21 protein-coding genes and 1 pseudogene are annotated in these 24,428 nt (G+C 70.5%); 7 read left to right on the top strand and 15 right to left on the bottom strand.

Translation table 11 applies throughout. From position 1 onward, the window contains the following. Window positions 1–297 precede the first annotated feature (297 nt). Window positions 298–1,179 carry a PhzF family phenazine biosynthesis protein gene (locus Q0741_RS05610; protein WP_298232207.1) on the bottom strand — a complete coding sequence of 294 codons (882 nt, stop codon included), beginning with the start codon at window positions 1,177–1,179 and terminating at the stop codon, window positions 298–300. Between the two features lie 486 nt (window positions 1,180–1,665). Between Q0741_RS05610 and Q0741_RS05605 the strand changes: the two genes are divergently transcribed. The 6 genes from Q0741_RS05605 (at window position 1,666) to Q0741_RS05580 (ending at window position 8,359) form a co-directional block, all read left to right on the top strand. Then, window positions 1,666–2,100 (top strand): cytochrome c, encoded by a 435-nt coding sequence (locus tag Q0741_RS05605; protein WP_298232206.1) that lies wholly within the window; start codon window positions 1,666–1,668, stop codon window positions 2,098–2,100. A 4-nt stretch (window positions 2,101–2,104) separates the two neighbouring features. Next, window positions 2,105–3,547, top strand: a complete 1,443-nt coding sequence (locus Q0741_RS05600; protein ID WP_298232205.1) for a cbb3-type cytochrome c oxidase subunit I — start codon at window positions 2,105–2,107, stop codon at window positions 3,545–3,547. Between the two features lie 151 nt (window positions 3,548–3,698). After that, window positions 3,699–4,505: a CbbQ/NirQ/NorQ/GpvN family protein gene (locus tag Q0741_RS05595; protein ID WP_298232204.1), complete on the top strand. Its 807-nt coding sequence runs from the start codon at window positions 3,699–3,701 to the stop codon at window positions 4,503–4,505. A 21-nt stretch (window positions 4,506–4,526) separates the two neighbouring features. Continuing rightward, window positions 4,527–5,606 (top strand): 4Fe-4S binding protein, encoded by a 1,080-nt coding sequence (locus Q0741_RS05590; RefSeq protein WP_298232203.1) that lies wholly within the window; start codon window positions 4,527–4,529, stop codon window positions 5,604–5,606. A gap of 40 nt (window positions 5,607–5,646) precedes the next feature. Continuing rightward, window positions 5,647–7,509 carry a VWA domain-containing protein gene (locus tag Q0741_RS05585; RefSeq protein ID WP_298232202.1) on the top strand — a complete coding sequence of 621 codons (1,863 nt, stop codon included), beginning with the start codon at window positions 5,647–5,649 and terminating at the stop codon, window positions 7,507–7,509. Between the two features lie 157 nt (window positions 7,510–7,666). After that, complete coding sequence (locus tag Q0741_RS05580; protein ID WP_298232201.1) at window positions 7,667–8,359, top strand: Crp/Fnr family transcriptional regulator; 693 nt, start codon at window positions 7,667–7,669, stop codon at window positions 8,357–8,359. A gap of 39 nt (window positions 8,360–8,398) precedes the next feature. Here Q0741_RS05580 and Q0741_RS05575 read toward each other — a convergent pair whose 3' ends face one another. The 9 genes and pseudogenes from Q0741_RS05575 to Q0741_RS05535 form a co-directional block, all read right to left on the bottom strand. After that, window positions 8,399–9,979 carry a nitrite reductase gene (locus Q0741_RS05575; RefSeq protein WP_298232230.1) on the bottom strand — a complete coding sequence of 527 codons (1,581 nt, stop codon included), beginning with the start codon at window positions 9,977–9,979 and terminating at the stop codon, window positions 8,399–8,401. Between the two features lie 59 nt (window positions 9,980–10,038). Next, on the bottom strand, window positions 10,039–11,265 hold the full coding sequence (gene nirJ / locus Q0741_RS05570) for a heme d1 biosynthesis radical SAM protein NirJ (protein ID WP_298232200.1): 1,227 nt from the start codon (window positions 11,263–11,265) through the stop codon (window positions 10,039–10,041). An 11-nt stretch (window positions 11,266–11,276) separates the two neighbouring features. Next, window positions 11,277–11,750, bottom strand: coding sequence for an Lrp/AsnC family transcriptional regulator (locus Q0741_RS05565; protein WP_298232229.1), 474 nt, complete (start codon window positions 11,748–11,750; stop codon window positions 11,277–11,279). Window positions 11,751–11,867: 117 nt separating this feature from the next. Beyond that, window positions 11,868–12,062: pseudogene (locus Q0741_RS05560) on the bottom strand (Lrp/AsnC family transcriptional regulator); the annotation flags it as partial. A 250-nt stretch (window positions 12,063–12,312) separates the two neighbouring features. Further along, the gene (locus Q0741_RS05555) at window positions 12,313–13,299 is read right to left on the bottom strand and encodes an Lrp/AsnC family transcriptional regulator (protein ID WP_298232199.1); all 987 of its coding nucleotides are present in this window, start codon (window positions 13,297–13,299) and stop codon (window positions 12,313–12,315) included. After that, window positions 13,296–14,504 carry a cytochrome D1 domain-containing protein gene (locus Q0741_RS05550; protein WP_298232198.1) on the bottom strand — a complete coding sequence of 403 codons (1,209 nt, stop codon included), beginning with the start codon at window positions 14,502–14,504 and terminating at the stop codon, window positions 13,296–13,298. The genes Q0741_RS05555 and Q0741_RS05550 overlap by 4 nt, the downstream gene beginning before the upstream one ends. Further along, window positions 14,501–14,830: a cytochrome c gene (locus tag Q0741_RS05545; protein WP_298232197.1), complete on the bottom strand. Its 330-nt coding sequence runs from the start codon at window positions 14,828–14,830 to the stop codon at window positions 14,501–14,503. Before Q0741_RS05545 ends, Q0741_RS05550 begins: the two co-directional genes overlap by 4 nt. 7 nt (window positions 14,831–14,837) lie before the next feature. Beyond that, on the bottom strand, window positions 14,838–15,152 hold the full coding sequence (locus Q0741_RS05540) for a c-type cytochrome (protein ID WP_298232196.1): 315 nt from the start codon (window positions 15,150–15,152) through the stop codon (window positions 14,838–14,840). 93 nt (window positions 15,153–15,245) lie between these two features. Next, on the bottom strand, window positions 15,246–16,982 hold the full coding sequence (locus Q0741_RS05535; RefSeq protein WP_298232195.1) for a nitrite reductase: 1,737 nt from the start codon (window positions 16,980–16,982) through the stop codon (window positions 15,246–15,248). Window positions 16,983–17,130: 148 nt separating this feature from the next. Here Q0741_RS05535 and cobA point away from each other — a divergent pair, with 148 nt between their 5' ends. After that, the gene (cobA, locus tag Q0741_RS05530; RefSeq protein WP_298232194.1) at window positions 17,131–17,958 is read left to right on the top strand and encodes a uroporphyrinogen-III C-methyltransferase; all 828 of its coding nucleotides are present in this window, start codon (window positions 17,131–17,133) and stop codon (window positions 17,956–17,958) included. Between the two features lie 13 nt (window positions 17,959–17,971). Here cobA and Q0741_RS05525 read toward each other — a convergent pair whose 3' ends face one another. The 5 genes from Q0741_RS05525 to ppk1 all read right to left on the bottom strand — a co-directional run bounded on the left by Q0741_RS05525 (window position 17,972) and on the right by ppk1 (window position 24,363). Then, window positions 17,972–19,915, bottom strand: coding sequence for a diguanylate cyclase (locus Q0741_RS05525; protein ID WP_298232193.1), 1,944 nt, complete (start codon window positions 19,913–19,915; stop codon window positions 17,972–17,974). A 367-nt stretch (window positions 19,916–20,282) separates the two neighbouring features. Then, window positions 20,283–21,113, bottom strand: a complete 831-nt coding sequence (locus tag Q0741_RS05520; protein WP_298232192.1) for a PPK2 family polyphosphate kinase — start codon at window positions 21,111–21,113, stop codon at window positions 20,283–20,285. 25 nt (window positions 21,114–21,138) lie between these two features. Beyond that, a complete protein-coding gene (locus Q0741_RS05515; RefSeq protein WP_298232191.1) occupies window positions 21,139–21,666 on the bottom strand; it encodes a riboflavin biosynthesis protein RibA in 528 nt (175 codons plus the stop codon). A 120-nt stretch (window positions 21,667–21,786) separates the two neighbouring features. Continuing rightward, window positions 21,787–22,251: a histidine phosphatase family protein gene (locus Q0741_RS05510; protein WP_298232190.1), complete on the bottom strand. Its 465-nt coding sequence runs from the start codon at window positions 22,249–22,251 to the stop codon at window positions 21,787–21,789. Window positions 22,252–22,257: 6 nt separating this feature from the next. Further along, window positions 22,258–24,363, bottom strand: coding sequence for a polyphosphate kinase 1 (gene ppk1 / locus Q0741_RS05505; protein WP_298232228.1), 2,106 nt, complete (start codon window positions 24,361–24,363; stop codon window positions 22,258–22,260). Between the last annotated feature and the right edge of the window lie 65 nt (window positions 24,364–24,428).

The following is a 24,428-nucleotide window of genomic DNA, read 5'->3' as shown; positions in this document are numbered from 1 at the left end:
CTGGCGGGTGCGCACCCGGACACGCCGCCGTGCGATCGCTGGACTTGCACGGCAACGGATCGGACACCCGGGGCCGGCAACGCTCGTGCCGCCAGGGGATGGAATGGGCTCGAAAATTTCCCAGGTGGTCTGGCCGCTCAGACCTTGGGCACCGTGGGGCCCGGCGTGGGAGGCAGCTTTTCCGGCTGCTCCATGGGGGAGTCCGGCACGGTGGCTTGCGGGCGATCGGGATTCATGGCGCGCTCCTCAAAAGCCTGGGACATGCGTGGCAAGCGCCGTTCCCCGCCTCGGCGGGCTTCAGAGCGCCATGCGCCCGTCGATGCAGGTGACGGCCTGCCCGGCGACGCGGATGCGCTGCGTCTCCATGCCCACGCGCACCCGCCCGGCGCGGCCCAGCAGCGCGCCCTGCGCCGCCACGTAGTCGCGCCCGATGCGCGGCGCCTGCCCCGAGTCGCGGATGAACACCCCCACGCAGCCGTTGCCACTGCCGCACACCGGGTCCTCCTCGATACCGCAGGCCGGCGCGAAGGAGCGCACCTCGATGCGCGCCGCGGCGCCGGCCGCGTGCTCGCCGAAGATGGTCACGCCGGTGGCGTGGTCCTGCAGCTCCTGGCGCTTCATGCGCGCGAAGTCGGGGCGGCACGCCAGCACGGCCTGCGCGTCCTCCAGCTGCGCCACGACCCAGCGCGCGCCCACGTCGATCAGCCGCGGCGCCGCCTCGCCACGCCGCACGCGCTGGCCCAGGATGGACTCCAGCTCCGCCACGTGGGCCTCGTCCAGCGGCGTCACCTTGGGCTGCGGCAGCTCGAAGGCGATCCAGGGCGCGCCGCCCTCGCCCGGCTCCAGTTGCAGCCGCACCAGCCCGGCGGCGCATTCCTGCACCAGCGCGCCGTCGCGCGCGGCCACCGTGCCGTTTTCCAGCAGCGCATGCGCGCTGCCGATGGTGGGATGCCCCGCGAAAGGCAACTCGCCGCCGGGCGTGAAGATGCGCAGCCGGTAGTCGGCCCCGGGCTGCGTGGCGGGCAGCACGAAGGTGGTTTCCGACAGGTTGGTCCAGCGCGCGATGCGTTGCATCTCCTCGTCGCTCAAACCCTCGGCCTGCAGGATCACCGCGACCGGATTGCCCAGGAACGGCTGCTGCGTGAAGACATCGACCTGCTTGAAAAGCGTGCTGCGCATGGGGTTTTTTGAAATCTCAAGGTTGATGGTCCCCGCCGGCGCGGCCGGCGGCCATGGGTCGGATGCTAGGCGGCGCCGTGGCGGCGCGACAGATGCAGTGACCTGCCAATCCGACCGTTACAGACGCTTTTGCGGGCAGACGCGCCAGTCTTGAACCCGTTCAAGGAAATATGCCGCCAAAGACCTACGATGCCACTCAGGCAATCGCGAAACGCCGTTGTTGACTCAACCACCCAAGGAGGTGCCGCCACTGACATCCCCCGTTTTTTTCTGTTGTCCTCCTCTCCGTGTGCATCCACCCTTTTGTTTCCATTGCCACGGATGTGTTTTGGGCCGGTGCTCGTTCGTGCACCGGCCCGTTTTCTTTTCACGCTTGGCAAAGCGTGTCGACGGGCGTTGGTTGATCCTTGAACGGGTTCAAGGAAATTCCTGACTGAATCACTAGGCTGAGTACCTGTCGCAAGTCAAACCTAGGAGGGCTCCCTCATGAGCCAGAGCAGCGGCGGGTTCACCAAGCAGAAGGCCCGCAACATTTTCTGGGGCGGCAGCGTGTTCTTCGCGCTGCTGTTCACCGGCCTGATCCTGGATGCCGAGCGGCAGATACCGCACCGCTCCAATGCGGCGCAGATCACGCCCGCGGTGGAGCGCGGCAAGGCGATCTGGGAGACGCGCAACTGCATCGGCTGCCATACGCTGCTGGGCGAAGGCGCGTACTTCGCGCCCGAGCTGGGCAACGTGCACCAGCGCCGCGGCGGCGAGTTCATCAAGGCATGGATGAAGGCGCAGCCCAGCGGCGCGCCGGGCCGGCGCCAGATGCCGCAGTTCAACCTGAGCGAGCAGCAGCTTGACGACCTGGTGGAGTTCCTGAAGTGGACCGGCCAGATCAATACCGAGAAGTGGCCGCCGAACATCGAGGGCTGACACCATGAAACCCATCGCACTCAAGTACAAGTCGCAGGCCGTCGCGAAGCTGTATTTCATCGCTGCCCTGGCGCTGTTCGCCGGCCAGATCCTGTTCGGCCTGAGCCTGGGCCTGCAGTACCTCGTGGGGGACTTCCTCTTCCCCTACATCCCCTTCAACCAGGCCCGCATGGTCCACACGAACCTGCTGATCGTGTGGCTGCTGTTCGGCTTCATGGGCGCGGCCTACTACATCGTGCCCGAGGAGACCGAGACCGAGCTGTGGAGCCCGAAGCTGGCCATCGCGCTGTTCTGGATCTTCCTGACCGCCGGCGCGCTGACCATCGTGGGCTACCTCGCGGTGCCTTACGCCAAGCTCGCCGAGCTCACGGGCAACGACCTGCTGCAGACCATGGGGCGCGAGTTCCTGGAGCAGCCGCTGCCGACCAAGCTGGGCATCGTGGTGGTGGCACTTGGTTTCCTGCTCAACCTGAGCATGACCATGCTCAAGGGCCGCAAGACCAGCGTGGGCCTGGTGCTGATGATGGGCCTGTGGGGCCTGGCGCTGCTGTTCCTCTTCAGCTTCGTGAACCCGCACAACCTGGTGCGCGACAAGATGTACTGGTGGTTCGTGGTGCACCTGTGGGTCGAGGGCGTGTGGGAGCTCATCATGGGCGCGCTGCTGGCCTTCGTGCTGGTCAAGACCACGGGCGTGGACCGCGAGGTCATCGACAAGTGGCTCTACGTCATCATCGCCTTCGCGCTGATGACGGGCATCCTGGGCACCGGCCACCACTTCTACTTCATCGGCCTGCCTGGCTACTGGAAGGTGATCGGCAGCGTGTTCTCGGCGATGGAACCGATCCCGTTCTTCATGATGGCGGTCTTCGCCTTCAACATGGTGCAGCGCCGCCGCCGCGAGCACCCGAACCAGGCCGCCGTGCTGTGGGCCGTGGGCACCGCGGTGATGGGCTTCCTGGGCGCGGGCCTGTGGGGCTTCATCCACACGCTGTCGCCGGTGAACTACTACACGCACGGCACGCAGGTCACGGCGGCCCACGGCCACCTGGCGTTCTACGGCGCCTACGTGCTGGTGGTGATCGCGATCATCAGCTACGCCATGCCCATCCTGCGCGGCCGCGAGGCCAACCCGCGCCGCGCGCAGTCGGTGGAGATGTGGAGCTTCTGGACCATGAGCATCGGCATGGGCGTGATGGTGCTGGCCCTCACCGGCGCGGGCATCCTGCAGGTGTGGCTGCAGCGCCTGCCCGAGAGCGGTGCCATGCCCTTCATGGCCACGCAGGACCAGCTCGCCACCTTCTACTGGGTGCGCCTGGCCGGCGGCGTGGTGTTCCTCGGCGGGCTGCTGATGTACCTGTCGAGCTTCTTCATCAAGGCCTCGGCCGACGAGCTGGAAACCTTCCGCGGCGGCGCCCAGCTCAAGGTGAGCCCCGCGCAACGCGCCTGATTCACCAGGCACACGGCGGACGGGACGGGGCCACGCCCCTTCCCGTCCACGGCCGGCCCCAAGCCGGCCCGCGCCCTGAGGCATCGGCCGGCGCACCACGCCCCGATGCCTCAGGACGTACCTCCCCCACAACGCACACAGGACACCTCTGATGGAACTCGCATCCGCCAGGCAAGTCGCCGCCGTGCCCTTCTACATGGCGCAGGCGGCCGAATGCGGCCTCTTCGAGCATGCGTTCCGCGAGCAGCTGCCGCTGCTGATCAAGGGCCCCACAGGCTGCGGCAAGACGCGCTTCGTGGAGCACATGGCCGCGCGGCTGGGCCGCCCGCTCATCACCGTGAGCTGCCACGACGACCTCAGCGCCGCCGACCTCGTGGGCCGCCACCTCATCGGCGACGGCGACACGGTCTGGTGCGACGGCCCGCTCACGCGCGCCGTGCGCCAGGGCGCCATCTGCTACCTCGACGAGGTGGTGGAAGCGCGCAAGGACACCACCGTGGTGCTGCACCCGCTGGCCGACGACCGCCGCGTGCTGCCCATCGAGCGCACCGGCGAGATGCTGCAGGCCGCGCCCGGCTTCATGCTCGTCATCAGCTACAACCCCGGCTACCAGAACCTGCTCAAGAGCCTCAAGCCCAGCACGCGCCAGCGCTTCGTGGCGCTGAATTTCGGCTACCCGGTGGCCGAGGTCGAGCAGCGCATCCTGGAAGCCGAGGCCGAGGCGCCGCCGCAGCTGGCCGCCACGCTGGTGCGCCTGGCGCAGGCGCTGCGCCGGCTCACCGACCACGACCTGGAGGAGACCGTCAGCACCCGGCTGCTGGTGGTGGCCGCGCGCCTGGTGCGCTCCGGGCTGCCGCTGGCCACGGCCTGCCAGGCCGCCATCGTGGACGCACTCACCGACGATGCCGAGACGGCGGCGGCGCTGACGGAGCTGACGAGCGCCGTCATCGGCGGCTGAGGCTCCCGGGGCGGTTTCACCATGGCTTTGGAAGGTCCGCCCCCGGGGCATGAAGACGGCGGCAGCGCTGGCGGTGGCAACGCGCCCGCCCCGCGCCGCAAGATGACGGTGCGCAAGCCGGCGGCCTCGTCGTCGTCATCCTCGTCGTGGCCCACCGTGCGCAACGCGCACCGGCTGCAGCGCCGCCGGCACTGGATGCAGGCCGGCTTCTTCGCCTTCTTCGTGCTGGCGCCGGCGCTGAACCTGCTGCGTTTCGACCTCAACGAGACCCAGCTCTGGGTGCTGGGCATGCGCTGGTCGCTGGGCATCGACGCCTTCACGGCCGGGCAGATCACGGCGCCGCAGGTGGCGCTGAATTTCCTGTTGCGCGCGGTGCTGCCGGCGGTTGTGCTGGTGGGGGGCTTCCTGGCCGTGGCCTGGCGCTGGGGGCGCCTGTGGTGCGGCTGGCTGTGCCCGCACTTCTCGGCGGTGGAGCTGGTGAACGACCTGCTGCACCGCGCCTGCGCGAAATTCAGCCTCTGGGACCGGCATGCCACGCCGCGCAGCGACCGGCCGGCGAAGAAGCGCTGGTGGCCGCTGTTCGGCCTGTCGTGCCTGATCCTGGGCTTCACCTGGGCGGTGACGATCCTGAGCTACCTGCTGCCGCCGGCGGAGATCTGGGGCAACCTGGTGCACGGCACGCTCACGCCGAACCAGGCGAAATTCCTGCTCATCGGCACGACCGTGTTCACGCTGGAATTCGCCTTCGCGCGGCACCTGTTCTGCCGTTTCGGCTGCGCGGTGGGGCTGTTCCAGAGCCTGGCCTGGATGGCCAATCCGCGCGGCATGGTGGTGGCTTTCAGCCGCGACCGCGCGCGCGACTGCCGCGGCTGCGAGACCGTGAAATCGCCCTCCGGCAGCGCCTGCGACAACGCCTGCCCGATGCGGCTGCACCCGCGCAACATCAAGCGAATGATGTTCTCCTGCGTGCAGTGCGGGCGCTGCCTGACGGAGTGCGACGTGTCGCAGACGCCGCAGGACAAGGATCCGCTGCTGACGTGGGAGCAAGGCGAGGCGGCGCGGCGGGAGACGGAGCGGCAGAGGCGGGAGGAGCGGGGATGAAACCGCGCTTCCTGACCGGCCCTGATTCCAAGGACATCTCATGGAAGAACTCGTAGGCGCCTGGTGGCACCGCGCCGTGACGCGCGTGGCCGACCGTTCGCATCCCGAAGCCGCCGTCGAGCTGCCGCAGGTGCAGCGCGCCATCGGCATGCTGTTCCGTGGCGCCGGCGGCGCCGCGGCCGTGCGCATCGCGCCGGCCACCGAGCGCCGCAGCGGCGGGCCGCGCGGCTGGCTGCAGCGCATCGCGGGCACGGGCGAGCGCGCCGCGCTGCCGCGGCTGGAGCACGAGGTGCTGGCGCTGCCGCCGAGCATCGCCGTGTTCCCCGACACCGCCCTCAACCGCGACCTGTACCTGTGGCTGGCGGCGCTGTCGGCCGGCATGGACGAGGCCGCGGCCGATCCGCTCGCCGCGGGCGCGGGCTGGATCGCGCTGAACCTGGCCGCCGGGCGCGTCGCCCTGCAGCGCTTCCCGGGCCTGCGCGAGCGCCACGCGCGGCTGGTGTCGGCGCACCTGGCGCAGCGCCCGCACCCGCAGCGGCTCAAGGGCCGTGCCGCGGAAGCCGAGGCCGCCGTGCAGGCCGCGCTGCGCGCCTCGCTGCAAGCCGGTGCCGACCTCCCCCTGCCCGGTGTCGAGGTGCGCCCCGACGAGGTCGCGCCGCTGTGGCTGTGGGTCGAGCATGCGCCCGGGGCGGCACCCCTGCCCGCGCGGCCGGACGCACCGCTGCCCGAAGGCGGCGAAAAGCGCGCGCCCGGCGTGACGGACAAGAAGCGCCGCGCGGCGCAGCGGACCACCGACGACCGCGACGGCAACCCGTTCCTGCTGGCGTTCCGCGCCGAGGCGCTGCTGTCGTGGAGCGAGCACGTCAAGGTCAACCGCGGCGACGACGACAGCGACGACGGCAACGCGCTGGACGCGGCCAACGACATGGACAAGCTCTCCATCGCCCCCGACGGCCAGACGCTGGCGGCGCGGGTGAAGTTCGACCTGGACCTGCCCAGCGCCAGCGCCGATGACCTGCCGCTGGGCCCGGGCCTGAAGCTGCCGGAGTGGGATTACAAGGCCGGCGTGCTGCGCCCCGGGCACTGCGCGGTGCAGACCTTCGTGGCGCGCCCCGGCGAGGCCTTCGTGCCGCCGCCGGCGCTCAAGGCCACGGCGCGGCGCGTGCGCCGGCGCCTGGAGCTGCTGCGCGCCGCGCCGCGCTGGCAGCGTGGCGAGGTCTCGGGCGACGAGCTGGACCTGGACGCCTGGGTGCGGCTGCAGTCCGACGCCGGCCCGCGCAGCGAGGCGCCCGCGGTGCACGCGCGCCGCGTGAAGTGCGAGCGCAGCCTGGCCACGCTGCTGCTGGCGGACCTGTCGCTGTCCACCGACGCCTACGCCACCAACGACGCGCGCGTGATCGACGTCATCCGCGACGCGCTGTTCGTGTTCGGCGAGGCGCTGTCGGCCAGCGGCGACGCCTTCGAGATGCTGGGCTTCAGCTCGGTGCGGCGCCAGCACGTGCGCATGCAGCACCTCAAGGGCTTCGACGAGGCCTGGGGCGCGGGCCCGCGCGCCCGCGTGGGCGCGGTCAAGCCCGGCTACTACACGCGCATGGGTGCGGCGATCCGGCTGGCGACGTCGCGGCTGCAGCGCCGCGGCGAGCGCCAGCGCCTGCTGCTGCTGCTCACCGACGGCAAGCCCAACGACCTGGACCAGTACGAGGGCCGCTACGGCCTGGAGGACACGCGCCACGCGGTGCAGGCCGCGCGCGCGGCGGGGCTGGTGCCCTTCTGCGTGAGCATCGACGACCAGGGCCACGACTACCTGCCCCTGCTCTTCGGCAGCAAGGGCTACGCGCAGGTGCACCGCGCCACGGAGCTGGTGGGCCGGCTGGCGCAGGTGTACGCGACGCTGACGCGCTGACCCGGCGCGGCCGGGGGCGACACGAAGGCCTTGGGTTCGACGCACCGGCGCGGCGCCTTCGCGCGCCGCGGCGTGGCCCCGGATTGACTGAGGTCAAGCACCAGGCCGGGGCTTCCGATCACACTCCTGCGTCCAGAACAAGAGGAGGCCTTTGCCCATGGACCTGCGCCAGTTCGACACCGCGCGCTATCTCTCGGTGCTGCCGCTGTTCAACGCGCTGCAGCCCGTGGAGCTGCAGCGCCTGGCCGAAGGTTGCGTGCTGCAGCGCTATGCGCGCGGCGAGGCCATCTACCGCACGGGCGAGCCCTGCGAGGCTTTCCACGTCGTCGTCACCGGGCAGGTGAAGCTGCATGCCATCTCGCCCGCGGGTCAGGAGAAGGTGATCGAGCTGGTTGGCCCGGGCAACAGCTTCGGCGAGGCGCTGGTGTTCACGGACAAGCCTTGCGTGGTCAACGCCTCCGCGGTGACGGACTCGCTGTTGCTGGGCGTGCGCAAGGAAACCGTCTTTGGCGAGATCTCGCGCGAGCCGAGCTTTGCGCTGCGCATGCTCGCGGGCATGTCGCGGCGGCTGCACGGGCTCATCCACGACGTCGAGTCCTATGCCCTGCACAGCGGGCTGCAGCGCGTCATCGGCTACTTGCTGCGCGAGCAGTCGGGCGAGGGCGGCGAAGGCAGCTGCACCGTCTCGCTGCCGGTGAGCAAGGCCACCATCGCCTCGCGGCTGTCCATCACGCCGGAGTACTTCTCGCGCGTGCTGGGCGAGCTCGAAAGCGCGGGGCTGATCGAGGTGGACAAGCGCGACATCCGCATCCTGGATACGCAGCGGCTGGCGCGGTATCCGATGCAGTGAGGGCGCGGATGGCGGGGCTCTCCCGCCCGGCCCTTGCGCTCAATGCGAGGTCCCCTCCGAGCGCGTGATCTTGTTCCACACGTTGTACTTGCCCACCGGCTTGCTCATGGGCAGGCGTTTCACTTCCTTGAGCGTGCGCGCGTCGTAGACCACCAGCGCGCCGTCCTTCTCCCACACGCTCACCAGCGCGTAGCGGCCGTCCTTGGTGAACTCGGTGTGCGCCAGCGTGCGCCCGGGCTCGCGGATCTGCGCCGCCACCTGCAGCGTGCGCTTGTCGATGAGCGTGAGCGTGTCCCTGGCGCCGGGGCTCATCATCGAGTCGGTCCAGGCGTAGGGTGTGGCCTCGTGGCTGCGCATGAAGAAGCCCGGGCCCGGCGTGGGGATGCTGCGCAGCGGCTTCCAGGTCTTCATGTCGATCACGTCGATGGCCCCGCCCTGCAGGTTCGGGCTCGCCAGCACCGTGGTGCCTTCCCACGCGAAGGTGGTACCAGAGCCCAGGTGCGGCATGCCGGCGATGGGCAAGTCGGCGATCTTCTTGCGCACGTCCAGGTTCACGACCTGCGCCGTGGGCGTCGGCGCCGCTGCGGCGCCTGAAGCTCCGGAGGCGGCCGGCGTTGCCGCCGTCTTCGGCCGCGTCGCCCCCAGCGCGTGGGTGTAGCTCTGGTCGAAGAAGAAGTCGTCCAGCGGCTCGTCCAGCAGCGTGCGGCGCACGTTGAAGGTGCCCGGCTTGGCGATGCCCTCGCCCATCTTGTAGTCGTGCACGTAGCCGTCGAAGATCGGCGCGGCCTTGGGGTCGTAGCTGATCTCCCACAGCTCCGGCAGGTCCTTGAGCGCCACCACGAAGCTCTTGCGCGGCGCCGCGTCGTAGACGGCCGAGACGCGCGAGCTGCTCTTGCCGTCCAGCGTGGCGGCGGCGTAGCCCTTCACCAGGTTGAGATCGGCATCGAACAGCGCCAGCGTGTGCGGCAGGTAGTTGGCCGCCATCACCCACTTCCCGTCGCCGCTCACGGCCACGTTGCGCATGTTCAGCCCGGCGCGCACCTCGGCCACCACCTGCAGGTTCCACAGGTCGTACTTGGTGATCCAGCCGTCGCGCGAGCCGAAGAACACGAAGCGCCCGTCCGGAGTGAACTTCGGGCCGCCGTGCAGCGCGAAGCGCGAGGCGAAGCGGTGGATGACCTCGAAGCGGTCGCCGTCCACCAGCGAGACGTGGTGGTCGCCGCCCTCCACCACCACGAACAGGTTCATGGGGTCGGCCTTCCACAGCGGCTTGTGGGGCAGCTCCTTCGCCTTGGGCGTCTCGGTGCGCGAGGCGCGGATGTCCGCCTCGGCCCAGGCGGGCGCGGGCGACACCGGCGCGTAGATCCACTGCGCCAGCGCCTGGATGTCCTCGGCGCCGAGCTGCGCCTTGAAGGCCGGCATCTGCGTCGCGGCGCGGCCGTGGGTGATGACCTGCTTCGCCTCGGCGGGCTTCAGCCGCTCCAGGCTCTGCGGCAGCAGCGCCGGGCCCATGCCGCCCAGGCGCTGCTCGCCGTGGCAGGCGGCGCAGTGCTCCTTGTAGAGCGCGGCGGCGCGCACGGTGGCGTCGGTGCCTTGCGCGTGCGCGAGGTCCACGCCCATGGCGACCAGGCCCGCGGCCACGGCCACGCGCCAGGCGGTGCTCAGCCAGGCGGTGTCCATCACGCGGCCCTCACGGTGATGGTGCGCGGGCGGTGCTTGAAGGGCGTGATCTCGACGCGGTGCGAGGGCTGCCGCAGGCCGATCTCGGCGTCCTCCAGGTAGCAGCCCGGGTCCTCGGCCCACGGGTCGCCGGTGAGCTGTTGCGCGCGCACGCGCGTGTTGCCGCCGCAGATGGCCAGGTGCCGGCAGTCGGCGCAGCGCCCCGTCACGGCGCGCGGCTGCTGCTTCAGGCCCGCCATCAGCGGGTCGGAGAGGTCGTTCCAGATGGCCGAGAACGGCCGCTCGCGCACGCTGCCCAGGTCGTGGTGCCACCACATGGTGTCCGGGTGCACATGGCCGAGGTTGTCGATGTTGGCCACATTCAGGCCCGAGGCGTTGCCGCCCCACTGGCGCAAGTGCGCTTGGAGCTGCGGCGCCCAGTGCGGCAGGTGCCGTTGCGCCCACATCAGCAGGTAGGGGCCGTCGGCGTCGTTGTTGCCGGTGACGTACTCCTCGCAGCCGCCACGGCGGGCATCGTCCCAGGCGCGGTCGAACAGCAGGTCCAGCGCCTCGCGCGTGGCGGCGAAGCGCGCGTCGCGCCCGCGGTGGATGTTGCCGCGCCCGGCGTAGTTCAGGTGCGAGAAGTAGAACTTCGGGATGCCCTCGGCGCGCATGAGCTCCAGCAGCGGGCGCAGGTCGCCGGCGTTCATGTCGGTCATGGTGTAGCGCAGGCCCACGCGCACGCCGCGGTCGCGCAGCAGCCGCACCGCCTTGAGGCTGCGGTCGAAGGCGCCTTCCAGGCGGCGGAAGCGGTCGTGCACGGCGCCGATGCCGTCCAGGCTGATGCCCACGTAGTCGAAGCCGACCTCGGCGATCCGGTCCGCCAGCGCGGCGTCGATGAGCGTGCCGTTGGTGGACAGCCCCGCGTAGAAGCGCATGTCGCGCGCGCGGCGGCCGATGTCCAGGATGTCCGATCGCAGCAGCGGCTCGCCGCCGGAGAGGATCAGCACCGGCACGCCGAAGGCCTTCAGGTCGTCCATGACCGTGAACACTTCCGCCGTGTCCAGCTCGCCGGCGTAGTCGTGGTCGGCCGAGAGCGCGTAGCAGTGCTTGCAGGTGAGGTTGCAGCGGCGGATCAGGTTCCAGATCACCACCGGCCCGCGCGGCTTGCGGCTGCGCGTGTCGGGATAGAGGCCGGTGCGCTCGGCCTGCGCCAGCGCGTGCATGTAGTGGGAGATGCGGAACATGGTCAAACCCCTTACGGGTGCAGGCGCAACCCGGTCTTCTTGAGCACCGCGCTGCTGAAGAGGATGTCGTGCGCGCGGCAGGCCGGGCCCAGCACTTCGGCGATGGCGCGCGCCTGCGCGTGCACCGCCTCGCGCGAGCGGCCGTGCAGCATCGCGAACAGGTTGTAGGGCCACTCGGGCGCATGGCGCGGGCGGCGGTAGCAGTGGCTCACGCCGGGCAGGCGGCCTACGGCCTCGCCCAGCGCATCGACCTGCGCGTCGTCCACGTCCCACACGCTCATGCCGTTGGCGGTGAAGCCCAGCCGGACGTGGTGCGGCACGGCGCCGATGCGCCGGATCACGCCGCGCGCGAGCATGTCCTCCAGTGTCAGCCGCACCGTGAGCGCATCGGCACCGACCACGGCGCCCACGGCTTCGTAGGGACGCTCCACCAGCGGCAGCCCGCTTTGCGTGGCGGCCACCAGCGTGCGCTCGAAGTCGCTCAGCGGCTGCGCCTCGCCGGGACGCGGCCCGGGGCGCGGCGGGGCCTTGGGCAGCGGCGCGTCCTTGCCGCCGGCCGCCGCGCGCAGCGGCAGGCGCAGCTCCACGTGGTACTCGCGTTCCTTGGGGAAGGCCCAGACCTTGAGCGCCGTGGCCTGGGCGATGCGTCCCAGCGCGGCCTGCGCGCCTTCGGGCGTCTCGGCCGCGACCACGAACCACATGTTGAGCTCGTGCTCGCGCCGGTAGTTGTGCGCCACCTCGGGCATGGTCTGCAGCAGCGCGGCCACCTGGTCGAAATCGGCCTCGGGCACGGCCATGGCGGCCAGCACGAACAGGCCGCCGGCGCGCTCGATCTGGTACAGCGGCCCGAAGCGCGAGAGCAGCCCGCGCGCCAGCAGCCGGTGCAGCCGCTCGATGACCTGCGTCTCGCCCATCTCCAGGCGCCGGGCGACCTCGGCAAAGGGCCGCTCGGTGAGCGGGAAACCACCGTGCAGCGCCTCGATCAGCAGCGCGTCGGCCATGCTCAGCGGCGGCTGCGCCGCACTGGCCGCAGTGAGGTTGCTGGAATCACGCATGTCGAAACTCCCGCGGCGCGCCGAAGTAGCGTGCGCCGCGCTGGGTGAAACGTCGCCGGCTGAAGAGCACGGCGCGGGGCACGGCGAGCAGGTCCACCGCCGTGGCGGCGGCCTCCACCTGCGCCAGCACCTGCGCGCGCTCGCGGCCGTGCACCATGGCGAAAAGGTTGTAGCGCCAGCCCGTGTCGCGCTGGCGCCGGTAGCACAGGGTCACGCCCGGCTGCCGCGCCAGCAGCGCGCCGGCGGCATCCACCCGGTCGTCGGCCACGTCGAACACGCACATCGCGTTCTGGTCGAAGCCCAGTTCGTGGTGGCGCACCACCACGCCGAAGCGGCGCAGGGTGCCCTGCTCCAGCCAGCCCCGCAGCGTGGCGAGCACCGCGCCGGTGGATCGGCCCAGCCGCGCGGCCCAGGCGGCGTAGGGCTCCTCCACCAGCGGCAGCCCCTCGCCGGCCAGCGCGGCCAGCGGCCGGTCGGCCTCGGCCACCGGGGCCGCGGCCCGCGCGGGGCGCTGTGCCTTGCACTGGCGCCGCGTGCCGAGCAAGTCGAAACCCAGGTCGATGCGGTAGGGCCGCAGCATGGGCAGGCGCAGCGCGCGCAGCCCCGTGGCGGCGTCGAGCGCGTCGATGCCGGCCTGCACCGCGGCACGGTCGCTGCCGGTCATCACGAACCACAGGTTGAAGGCGTGCTCGCGCTCGTAGTTGTGGTTGACGCCCGGATGCGCCGAGACGGTGGCGGCGACCGCCTCCAGCCGTTGCGGCAGGGTTGCGTAGGCGCACAGCGCCGCCGCGCCCCCGGCGCCGGCGGCGAACACGCCGCCGATGCGGCTGAGGCTGCCCGCCGCCTGCAGCGCGCGGTATTGCCGCAGCACCTCGGTGCGCTCGCAACCCAGCTCGCGGGCTAGCGCGTCGAAGGGGCGCGGCCGCAGCGGAAAGCCGTGCTGCCAGTCGTTGAGCAGGCGCAGGTGGGGGGCGTTCACAGTCCCACCCTCGCGGCGCGGCTGGTGAAGAAGATGCCGCTGGGCGCTTGCAGCGGCAGTTGAGCCAGCGTGTCGAAGCTGTCGGTGGCGATCACGGACACCCGGTTGGCGTCGCGCGAGCTGATCCACACCGCCTCGCCGCGCGGCGTGAATTCCATGTGCAGCACGGCCTCGCCCGGCTCCAGCGTGCGCACCACGCGGCGCGAGGGCGTGTCGATGACCTGCACCCGGTTGTAGTGGGGCACGGCGAAGTTGACCCACACCTGGCGCCCGTCGGGGCGCGCCATGGCGAACACCGGCTGTCCGGCCACCGGGATGCGGTCCACCTCGGCCCAGGTCTCGGTGTCCACCACCAGCACCTCGTGGCGGCCGATGGCGGGCAGGTACGCGTGGCGCCCGGCCACGGCCCAGCCGCGCAGGTGCGGCATCTTGAACACCGGCAGCGGCGCCTGGCCGCGCCCGTAGCCGGCGAGGATGCGGCGCGCGCGCGGCTGCTCGTCCCACAGGTCGATCAGCGCCAGGCCGTCCTCGCCGAACAGCCCGGCGATGTAGTGGCGGCCGTTGGGCGTGACCAGCGCGTCGTAGGGCTGCCGGCCGATGTCGCGGAACTTCGTCACCTTGGGGGCCTTGGGCTCGGACAGGTCGGCGATCCAGATCTCGCCCGCGTCGAAGAGCGCGTAGATGAAGCGGTGGCCCGGCAGGTCGGCCAGGCCCACCACGCGCGAAGCCTTGCCGTCGGCACCAATGGCGGGGATGTCGGCCACGAGCTCCAGCGTGCGGGCGTCGAAGACCTTGATGCCGCCGGGCTGGTAGTTCTGCGCGGCGACGAGGCGGCCGTCCTGCGAGATGGCGCCGCCGATGGAGTTGCCGGCCTGCATCACGCGGCCGGTGAGGCGGCGCTGCAGCAGGTCCACGCGGCTCATGGCGCCGTCGCGGCCGAAGACGAAGGCGCTGGCGGCGTCGCGCGAGAACACGACGGAGGCATGCGACAGGTCGCCCAGCCCCTCGACCTCGGCCAGCACGCGCGGCTGGCTGGTGTTGACGATGGCGAGTTTTCCGGTGGCGCGCTCGACCACCACGCCCAGGTCGCCGGTGCCGGTGCTGGATGCGGATGCAACGGAGAGCGGCGTGCCGGCGCAGCCGGCCAGGCCCAGCAGCGCGGCGCTGCCGGCGGCGGACTGCAGCCACTGGCGGCGGTTGATCATGGGGTCTCCTCCGGCACGCCCGCGAGCAGCAGGCGGGCGAGCCATTGCGCCTCCTCGGCGCTCATGAACGAGCTCCACGGCGGCATGGGCGTGCCGGGCCGGCCGTGGTAGATGGTGGCGGCCAGGCTGTCCAGCGGCACGTCCGCCAGCGCCTGGCGCGTGAGGGCGGGGCCGAGCCCGCCGGTGAGCCGCATGCCGTGGCAGGAGCCGCAGTCCTGGCGCAGCAGGCGCTGGAGCTGTGCCTGGCGCGCGGGGGACACGTCCTGCGCCCAGGCACCGGCGCAGGCCAGTGCGAGTCCGAGGGCGGCCAGCAGCGGCTTCGTCATGGCCGGCTCAGGACTTGAGGATCTGCTCGACCGCGGCCTTGAGGTCGCCGTCGCTGATCTTGTCCGCGCCGTGGGGCGGCATGGGGATGGGGCCGAAGTTGCCGGCACCGCCCTTGCGCACCTTCTCGGTGAGCCGCGCGGTGGCGTCCTGGCCCTTGTACTTGGCGGCGACGTCCTTGAAGGACGGACCCACGAGCTTCTTGTCCTTGGCATGGCAGGCCATGCAGCCGGCCTTGTTCATGGCGGCGTCGGCATCGGCGAAGGCGGGGGCCGACAGCAGCGCCGCCGTGGCCGCGGCGGTGGCGATGAGCAGGGATTTCATGGTGGTGTCTCTCCTGTGCGCCGGCCCTCTCCCCTGCCCCTGTCCCGCCTTGCGGGCGGGGGGCAGGGATGGACCGGTTGCCGTGTCAACGGGTCAGTAGACGTCGTGCTGGGTGTTGTGGATGTTGAAGTGGCCCGTGGGCGTGACCAGGCGCGGGTCCTTGATCACGGCCTTGAGCTTGAGGGTCTTGTCGTCCACCACGACCAGCGCGCTCTGCTTGTCCTTGGCCGACCACACCGCGAACCACACCTCGTCGCCGTCCTTGTTGAACTCCGGCTGCACGACCCGCATGGCGCCGCCGTCCTTGATGCCCGACCATTCGGCGATCGGCAGCACGGTGAAGCCCTTGTCGAGGTTCTTGATGTCGTACACCGCCACCGACTGCGACAGCTTCGGGTCGGGGTTGAGCGGCGTGTCCACGTACAGGTGCTGGGACTTCGGATGGCTCTTGAGGAACAGCGAGCCGCCGCCCTGGCCCTTGAGCGTCTGCACCACCTTGAAGGCGTGCTGCTTGTTCTTGACCGGGTCGGTGCCGATGAGCGAGATGGTCTCGTCGCCCAGGTGGCCGGTGGACCACACCGGGCCGTACTTCGGGTGCACGAAGTTCGCGCCGCGGCCCGGGTGCGGGATCTTGCCCACCTCCACCAGCGCGGCGAGCTTGTCTTCCTTGGCGTCGATCACGCCGACCTTGTTGCTCTGGTTGGCCGCCACCATGAAGTAGCGCTTGCTCGAATCCCAGCCGCCGTCGTGCAGGAAGCGGGCGTTGGCGACCTCGGTCACCTTCAGGGCGTCGAGGTTGGAGTAGTCCACCATCAGCGTCTTGCCGGTTTCCTTGACGTTGACGACGAACTCGGGCTTGAAGTGCGAGGCCACGATCGAGGCCACGCGCGGCTCGGGGTGGTACTCCTGCGTGTCCACGGTCATGCCGCGGGTGCCCATGATCTTGAGCGGCTCCAGCGTGTCGCCCTTCATGATCACGTACTGGGGCGGCCAGTAGGCGCCGGCGATGGCGAGCTTGTCGGTGAAGTCGCCTTCCTTGCCCTTGTACTTGCTGGTGTCCACCGAGCGGGCTTCCAGGCCGATGCGGATCTCGGCCACGTTGTCGGGCTTGGGCATCCACAGGTCGATCATGTTGACCTTGCCGTCGCGCCCGATCACGTACAGGAATCGTCCGGAGGCCGAGGTGCGCGAGATGTGCACCGCGTAGCCGGTCTTGACGATGTTGATGATCTGCTTGGTGTCGCCGTCGATCAGCGCCACTTCGCCGCTGTCGCGCAGCGTGGTGGAGAAGATGTTGGCGATGTTGTAGTTGTTCTCCTTCTTCGTCGGGCGCTTCTCGGGCGGGATCAGCACCTTCCAGGTGCCTTTCATCTCGGCCATGCCCCACTCCGGCGGCTGCGGCGGGTCCTGCTGGATGTAGCGGGCCATCAGATCGACTTCCTTGTCATCCATCTCGCCCGAGGTCAGCCAGTTGGGCATGCCCGCGGCGGAGCCGTAGGCGATGAAGACCTTGAGGTAATCGGTGCCCTTTTCCAGCGTGATGTCGGGCGTCAGCGGCTTGCCGGTGGCACCCTTGCGCAGCACCCCGTGGCAGCCGGCGCAGCGCTCGAAGTACACCTTGCGCGCCTTGTCGAACTCCGCCTGCGTCATCGGCGGGGCCTTGGGGTTCGTGCTCTGGTACATGGGCTCGTTGCCCACGGGAGAGCCGCCGGCCTGGTAGCCGGCCTCGGACGGCGAGACGTGAGGCTTGGCGTCCTGCGCGTGGGCTTGCAGCGCCACGGCCGCGATGAACGCCGCGGTGGCCAAGGGGGTGAGTTTGTGGATGTTCATGCGCTTTCTCCGGCTGGTGCAGCGTCCTTGCTGTGCCGGGGGCGATGCTCCGCCTGCCCCTGCGGGCCGTCCTTGAACTGGTTTAAGGACGCCGGTTCAGCCCGCGCGGAGCATTGCGCCAACGCAATTCATCCCATGCCGGTGAGCCATGAGCGTCCTCGACGAACCGCTGTTCTTCAGCCCCGCGCCCTTGCCGGCTTCGCCGCGCGCGGCCCGCGTCACGCTCGTGGGCGCCGGCCCGGGCGACCCGGAGCTGCTGACGGTGCGCGCGGAGCGCGCGCTGCGCCGGGCCTCCCTGGTGCTCTACGACCACCTGGTGTCGCGCGACGTGCTGCGCCTGGTGCCCGAAGGGGCCGACCTGATCTACGTGGGCAAGGAGAGCGCGCACCACACGCTGCCGCAGGAGGACATCTGCGCGCTGATGATCCGCCTCGCGCGCAGCGGGCGCGCGCTGGTGCGGCTCAAGGGGGGCGACCCCTTCATCTTCGGCCGCGGCGGCGAGGAGGCGCAGGCGCTGGCCGCCGCGGGCGTGCCCTTCGAGGTGGTGCCGGGCATCAGCGCGGCGCAGGCCGCCGCGGCCGAGGCCGGCATGCCGCTGACGCACCGCGACCACGCGGCTTCGGTTGTGCTCGCAACCGGCCACCGCCGCAGCGAGGCGGGCGTGCTGGACATGGACTGGGCCGCGCTGGCGCGCCCGCGCCAGACGGTGGTGATCTACATGGGCGTGTCCACGCTGGCGTCCATCTGCGCGCAGCTCACGGCGCATGGGCTGGGCGCCGACACGCCCGCGGCGCTGGTGGAGCGCGCCTCGCAGCCCGACAGCCGCCGCGTGGTGGGCTCGCTGCGGACGCTGCCCGGGCTGGCCGTGCTGCACGCGGTGCGCTCGCCCGCGCTGCTGATCGTGGGCGGCGTGGTGGGCCTGCACGCCACCCTGGCCGCGCCGGCCCGCTGCGCGCTCGCCGGGCAGCCTGGCTGAAGCCAGAGGTTGCTCAGGCCAGCTCCCGGGCCGGTAAGCCGTGGACGCGGTTGCGTCCGGCCTTCTTGGCCTGGTACATGGCCTCGTCCGCGGCCGTCATCAGGCTCTCGGGCGTCGTGTGCCGAGGACCGTGGAACTCGACGCCGATGCTGGCCGATACCGTGCACGGGCCCTTGCCCGGAATGATGATCGGCTCGGACACCACGGACCGTATGCGCTCCAGAATGGCTGCGCACTGGGCCCGTTCCTCCAGATCGTTAAGGATCACGACGAACTCGTCGCCACCGATGCGGGCCACGGTGTCGCACGCGCGAACGGCGCCCTGCATGCGTTGCGCGGCAACGCGCAGCACCACGTCGCCGGCATCGTGCCCATGCGCGTCGTTCACGGCCTTGAAGCCGTCCAGATCGATGAAGGCCACGGCGAGCTGGCTGGTGAATCGCTCGCAGCTCTGCATGCACAGCTTCAGGCGTTCGAGCATCAGCCGCCGGTTGGGCAGGCCGGTCAGCAAGTCGTAGAGCGCCGCGTGCACGACCTCGTCGTGCTGCAGCTTGTCCTTGGTGATGTCCAGCGTCATCCACACCATTTCGCCGGGCTGGCCTTGCATCCACGTACCGCTGGCGTCCACCCAGATCGGCTCGCCGCTCTTCCTGCGCAGCATCAGCGGGGCGCGGAACGCACGGCCGGCTTCGAGGTGGGGATAGGCAAGCTTGCCGAACTCCTCGAAGGTCTGGTCGTCGCCGTAGAAGATCCGGGCCGATTGGCCGATGAGCTCATCGGCCCGGTACCCGAACATGCGCTCCAGCCCCTTGTTGACCCAGGTGATCCGCCGGTGCTTGAGCCGCACGATGCCGATCAGCTCGCTGTCGAGCATCAGCGCCTGCTCGGCTACCAGCCGCGACACTTCCTGCTGGGCGTGGTATTGGCGCGTGCGCGACCGCAACACCAGCGCCGAGGAACCCGCGAGCAGGAGCGTCAGCGCCGCGAGCAGCGCAATGTTTGCGGCCGCATCGACACGCCAGGGTGCGAAGAACTCGTCCGTGGCGAGGCCCGCCAGAATGTAGAGCGGAAACGAATCGATCCGGCGGTAGGCGTTGGTGCGCTCGATGCCGTCCAGCTTCGTGCGCGACACGAAGAATCCCTGCGCCGGCGCGGCCTTCACCGCGGCAGCCAGTTCGGCCGACACGCGGGCGCTGCCCACGGGCTGGGGCCCCGTGTCTCCCGGCGTATGGCGGGCCACCAGCCGCAGCGAGCCGCTGCGCAGCGTGATGGCGCCATGCTGGCCCAGCGCCATGCCCTCGAACATGGCACTGAAATGCCCGGTGAGCAGCGTTCCGTACACGACACCGGCAAAGCGTCCCTCGGTATCCGCCATGCGCCGCGCCAGTACCACGATCCACTTCCCGTTGATGCGGCTTTCAAGGGGTTCCGAGACGAACACCTCATCGCTGGAAGCGTCGCGTGCACGGCGGAAGAAGTCGAGGTCACTGATGTTGACCCGCGGGGCCGTCGGCACGCCGGCGCCGAAGAGCAGGTTGCCTTGCGCATCCGTGACACGCAGGCTCTCCATCTGCGGCACGAGCGACTGCTGCTCCGACAGCACGCGATGGACCTCGTCGCGCTCCAACGGGGCGTGCTGCCGCAGATGCCCGAGCGCGAGCCGCGTGTTCAGCAGCGCGCTGTCCACGAGTTTCAGGTGGGCCGAGATGCTGTCCTTGAGCCCTTCGACGAGGTTTTCGGTCGCATTGCGGGCGCGGTTCGCGTGGACCTCGTGGCTGGCGTTCAGGGCCTGGAAGATCGCCAGCGCCAGCACGCCGCCGACGATGACGTTGACGGCAACCAGCCAGCGCACGAAGCGCCTGAGCTCCCTGGCAGCGACGCAGGGAACCGGCGCATTCGCCTCAGCTTCGGCTTGCCGCGGCGCGGTCGCGCTGGACTTTGAACCGGGGTACTTCATACGGAACCGCAAGGCTTCCGGCAACCGTCTCGTGAGGCGTTGTCTCTACACAGCGCAAGCCGCTCACGCGTCCCGCCGCTGACGCGGAATCCGCGAAACAACGAACATCCACAGGGCGAGTGCCCGGCGCTCCCTCAAGTGCTGCTCACTCCATTCGGCCGACGTCCCTGTCATTCGGCCAGCGCATCAGTGAGTTGAGCGCGCGGGCCGTAGAAATCGGCGATGGCGTAACAAATTACCGAAAAGCGCAATGCCCGCTGTCGCGGGCATTGGAAGGGATGGCGGCGTCAGCGGCGCCCGTCATGGCAGGGCATCGCGTGGCGTGTTCAAACCCCCACCGTCCCGCCGTCCGTGATCGGGCTCCGTGCTACTCGATGCGCAGCCCCTTCAGCGCCGGGTCGCCCTCCGGGTAGTGCAGCTCCAGCCCCTGCAGCGCGCGCTCCAGCAGCGTGGCGATCATCAGGTTGCGGTGCGTCTTGGAGTCCGCCGGCACCACGGTCCACGGCGCCCAGGGCGTGCCCGTGGCCGAGAGCAGGTCGGCGTAGGCCGCTTGGTAGTCGTCCCAGTGGCGGCGCGCCTCCACGTCCTCCATCAGGAATTTCCAGTGCTTGGCCGGGTCGTCCAGCCGCGCCTGCAGCCGCCGCTGCTGCTCCTGGCTGGAGATGTGCAGCATGAACTTGCAGACCACGGTGCCGGTCTCGGTGAGCATGCGCTCGAAGTCGTTGATCTGCGCGAAGCGCTGCTTGAGCTGCCTGGGCGTGAGCTGGCCCTTGACCGCCGGCACCAGCACGTCCTCGTAGTGGCTGCGGTTGAACACCGTGATCTCGCCCGCGGCGGGCACGCGCTGGTGGATGCGCCAGAGGAAGTCGCGGGCACGCTCGTCCTCGGTGGGCGCGCGCCAGGAGACGGCATGCACGCCCAGCGGGCTCATGCGGCCGAAGACGTGGCGCAGCGTGCCGTCCTTGCCCGAGGCGTCCGTGCCTTGCAGCACCACCAGCAGCTTGTAGCGGCGGTCGGCCCAGAAGCGGTTCTGCAATTCGTCCAGGCGCACGGCGAGTTGCTCCACCGCCGCCTTGTCCCGGACCTTGTCGCCCTGGGAAAAGGGCTTCGAGGACGGATCGATGCCGGAAAGGTCGATCCGCGCCTTGGGATCGCGGTGCACCAGGCCGTTCAGGCGCTTGTCGTCGGACCTGCTCATGCCTGGTGCTCCCGTGTGGATGCGGTCACAGCGACCGCAACGGTTCAGCGCCGGCGCGGCGCAAGGCGGCGACGGCGGCCTGCGCCCTCAGCTCGTTCATCGGGTGCACGACCACCGCGTGGGCGCCGCGCGCCAGGGCCGCGCGCACCTTGCGGATGACGATGGCATGGTCCGGGCGCAGCGTCAGCAACCCGGCGACCAGGCCGCCGAAGAAGGCGCCCATCATCCCGAGGAACCCCATGGCGAAATAGGGCGAGTCGGCCACCGCTCGGATGTCCGCCGCGGCCAGCGCCAGCGCAACGGCCACGCCCAGCAGCGCGCCTGCGGGCATGAACAGCGCATGACTGCGCAACAACGTGCGCCAGATGCCCCGCTGCTCCGGTTCGAGTTTGCGCCCGATGCGCCGGTCGCCCGGGTGAAGGACGGTGGTGTGCAGGCCCGGGGCCTGGCGCAGCGAGGCCGCGGCCTGCTCGGCGCTTTCCACGTCATCGAAAACGCCGGCCACCAGGGTCAGCGAGTGTTCACCAAAGGGACTCAGTGAGCTGTTGTTCATGTTTGACCTCTCGTTTCGTGAAACGCCATGCAGCCATTGGGCTCCACGCGCCGTTGCGCCGCCATCGAACGGCGCCGCGTTTCCTGGTCAGACTTCTCCTACACCCTTGGCAGCCGCGGCTCAGAGCAGCGAAGGCGACTGCACCGTCAACAGCGCCACCTGCTGGCCGCCGTTCCTTTCCCTGCAGCGCAGCCACCAGATGGCACCCTTGCGGATGCTCCAGGGCTGCGCGGTGCCGCAGAGCAGGCAGGCCGCCGCCAGCCCCAGCGTGGGCTGGTGGCCCACCACCAGCACCGGTTCGCGCGCCTCGGGCCAGCGCGCCGCGTCCAGCAGCGCGTCCACCGAGCCGTCGGGCGCCAGCGCCGCCACGGTCCTGAACTTGCGCTCCAGCGCCGCGGCCGTCTGTTGCGTGCGCACCGCGGGGCTCGCCAGCACGCGCGTGGTGGCCGGCAGCACCTGGTTGAGCCAGTGCGCCATGCGCGCGGCGTTGCGCTCGCCCTTGGGCGTGAGCGTGCGCGCGAGGTCGTTGGTCTCGCCTTCGCGCAGGTCATGGGCCTCGGCATGGCGCCACAGGATCAGGTCCATCTCGCTTCACCCCTGGTAAAGATCCATCAGCGCCTGCTGCGCCCCGATGCCCTGCGGCTCGGCCAGGCTGCGCCAGCTGCCGTCAGGCTGCAGCGCCCAGGCGTCGCGCGTGTCGTGCAGGTAGGGCACCAGGCATTCGTCGATGACGCGCTGGCGCAGCACGGGGTCGCGCATCGGCCAGGCCACCTCGACGCGGCGCAGCATGTTGCGGCTCATCCAGTCGGCGCTGCTGAGATACAAGGCCTCGTCCTCGTCGCCGGGGCCCCAGCGGAAGTAGAAGACGCGCGTGTGCTCCAGGAAGCGCCCCACCACCGAGCGCACGCGGATGCGGTCGCTCAGGCCCGGCACGCCGGGCGGCAGCATGCAGGCGCCGCGGATGATCAGGTCGATGCGCGCACCGGCCCGGCTGGCCAGCACCAGCGCGTCGATGAGCAGCGGGTCGGTGAGCGCGTTGCACTTGACCACCACCCGCGCCGGCAGCCCGTGCAGCGCCGCCTGCGTCACCTGCACCAGGTGGTCCAGCATGGCCGCCTGCAGCGCGAAGGGCGCGGCCAGCAGCCGGTGCAGCTTGCCCAGTTCCACCTGGCCGGTGAGCTGCTGGAACACCGCATCCGCGTCCGCCGTCAGCTCGGGGTCGGCCGTCATGCAGCCCAGGTCCGTGTAGAGCCGCGCGGTGCGCGCGTTGTAGTTGCCGGTGGACAGGTGCGCGTAGCGGCGCAGCACGCCGTCCTCGCGCCGCCCGCTGGCGGTCCTGGCACCTTCGCGCCGCGTCACCAGCAGCAGCTTGGCGTGGGTCTTGAGGCCCACGATGCCGTACACCACCTGCGCGCCCACGGCCTCCAGCCGCTCGGCCCAGTTGATGTTGGCCTCCTCGTCGAAGCGTGCCTTGAGCTCGACCACCACCGTCACTTCCTTGCCACGGCGCGCGGCTTCGAGCAGTTGTTCCATCAGCACCGACTCCGTGCCGGTGCGGTAGATGGTCTGCTTGATGGCCAGCACGTCGGGGTCGGCCACCGCCTCGCGCAGGAACTGCACCACCGGCTCGAAGCTCTCGAAGGGATGGTGCAGCAGCACGTTGCCCTGCTGCAGCCGCTCGAAGATGGAGGTGCCCTGCGGCAGGCTCGCCGGCCAGGCCGGCTTCCACGGCGGAAAGCGCAGCCCGCGCGCGTCGGCCTGGTCGATCAGCTCGGTCAGCCGCACCAGGTTGACCGGGCCACCCACGCGGTACAGCGCCCAGGGCGGCAGCTGGAACTGTTGCAGCAGGAACTGCACCAGCGTTTCGGAGCAGCTGTCCACCACCTCCAGCCGCACGGCCTGGCCGAAGTGGCGGGTGTAGAGCCCGCTGCGCAGGGCCTGGCGCAGGTTGGTGGCATCGTCCTCGTCCACCTCCAGCTCCGAGTCGCGCGTGACGCGGAACTGCGAGAAGGCCAGCACCTGGCGCCCGGGGAACAGCTCGTCGAGGTGCGCGCGGATCACGCTGCTGAGCAGCACGAAGGCCTGCCGCCCCTCCGACACCTCATCGGGCAGCCGGATCACGCGCGGCAGCACGCGCGGCACCTTGACGATGGCGATGGCGTTCTCGCGCCCGAAGGCGTCGCGGCCACCGAGCTGCACGATGAAGTTCAGCGTCTTGTTGGCCACCGTCGGGAACGGGTGCGCCGGGTCCAGCCCCACGGGCACCAGCAACGGGCGCACCTGCGCCTGGAAGAAGCCCGCCACCCAGCGCCGCTGCGCCGCGTTGCGCTGGTGGTGCTGCACCACGCGCAGGCCTTCGCGCTCCAGCGCCGGCATCACCTCGTCGTTGAACAGGGTGTACTGCTCGTTCACCAGCGCGCGCGCCTCGGCCGCGATGGCCTGCACCTCGCCCACGGTCACCGCGGTGCCGGGCAGCCGCGCCGCTTCCATCACGTCGGCGAAGCGCACCTCGAAGAACTCGTCCAGGTTGGAGGAGACGATCGTGACGTAGCGTAGCCGCTCCAGCAGCGGCACGTCCTCGCGCCGCGCCTGCGCCAGCACCCGGCGGTTGAAGGCCAGGATCGCCTTCTCGCGGTCGAGCATCACCAGGCCCGGCGCGGCGGCCGCCGCGCTGGCCGGGGCGGCGGACACGGGCATGGAGCCGGCCTCCGTGGATGAGAAATCGTTCATCGGCAAGGACTCTATGAAGCGATTGCGACAAC

This window comes from uncultured Azohydromonas sp. (assembly GCF_937926365.1).
In the GTDB taxonomy this organism is placed as follows: Bacteria; Pseudomonadota; Gammaproteobacteria; order Burkholderiales; family Burkholderiaceae_C; genus Azohydromonas.
This window is presented reverse-complemented; position numbering and strand designations above follow the sequence as displayed.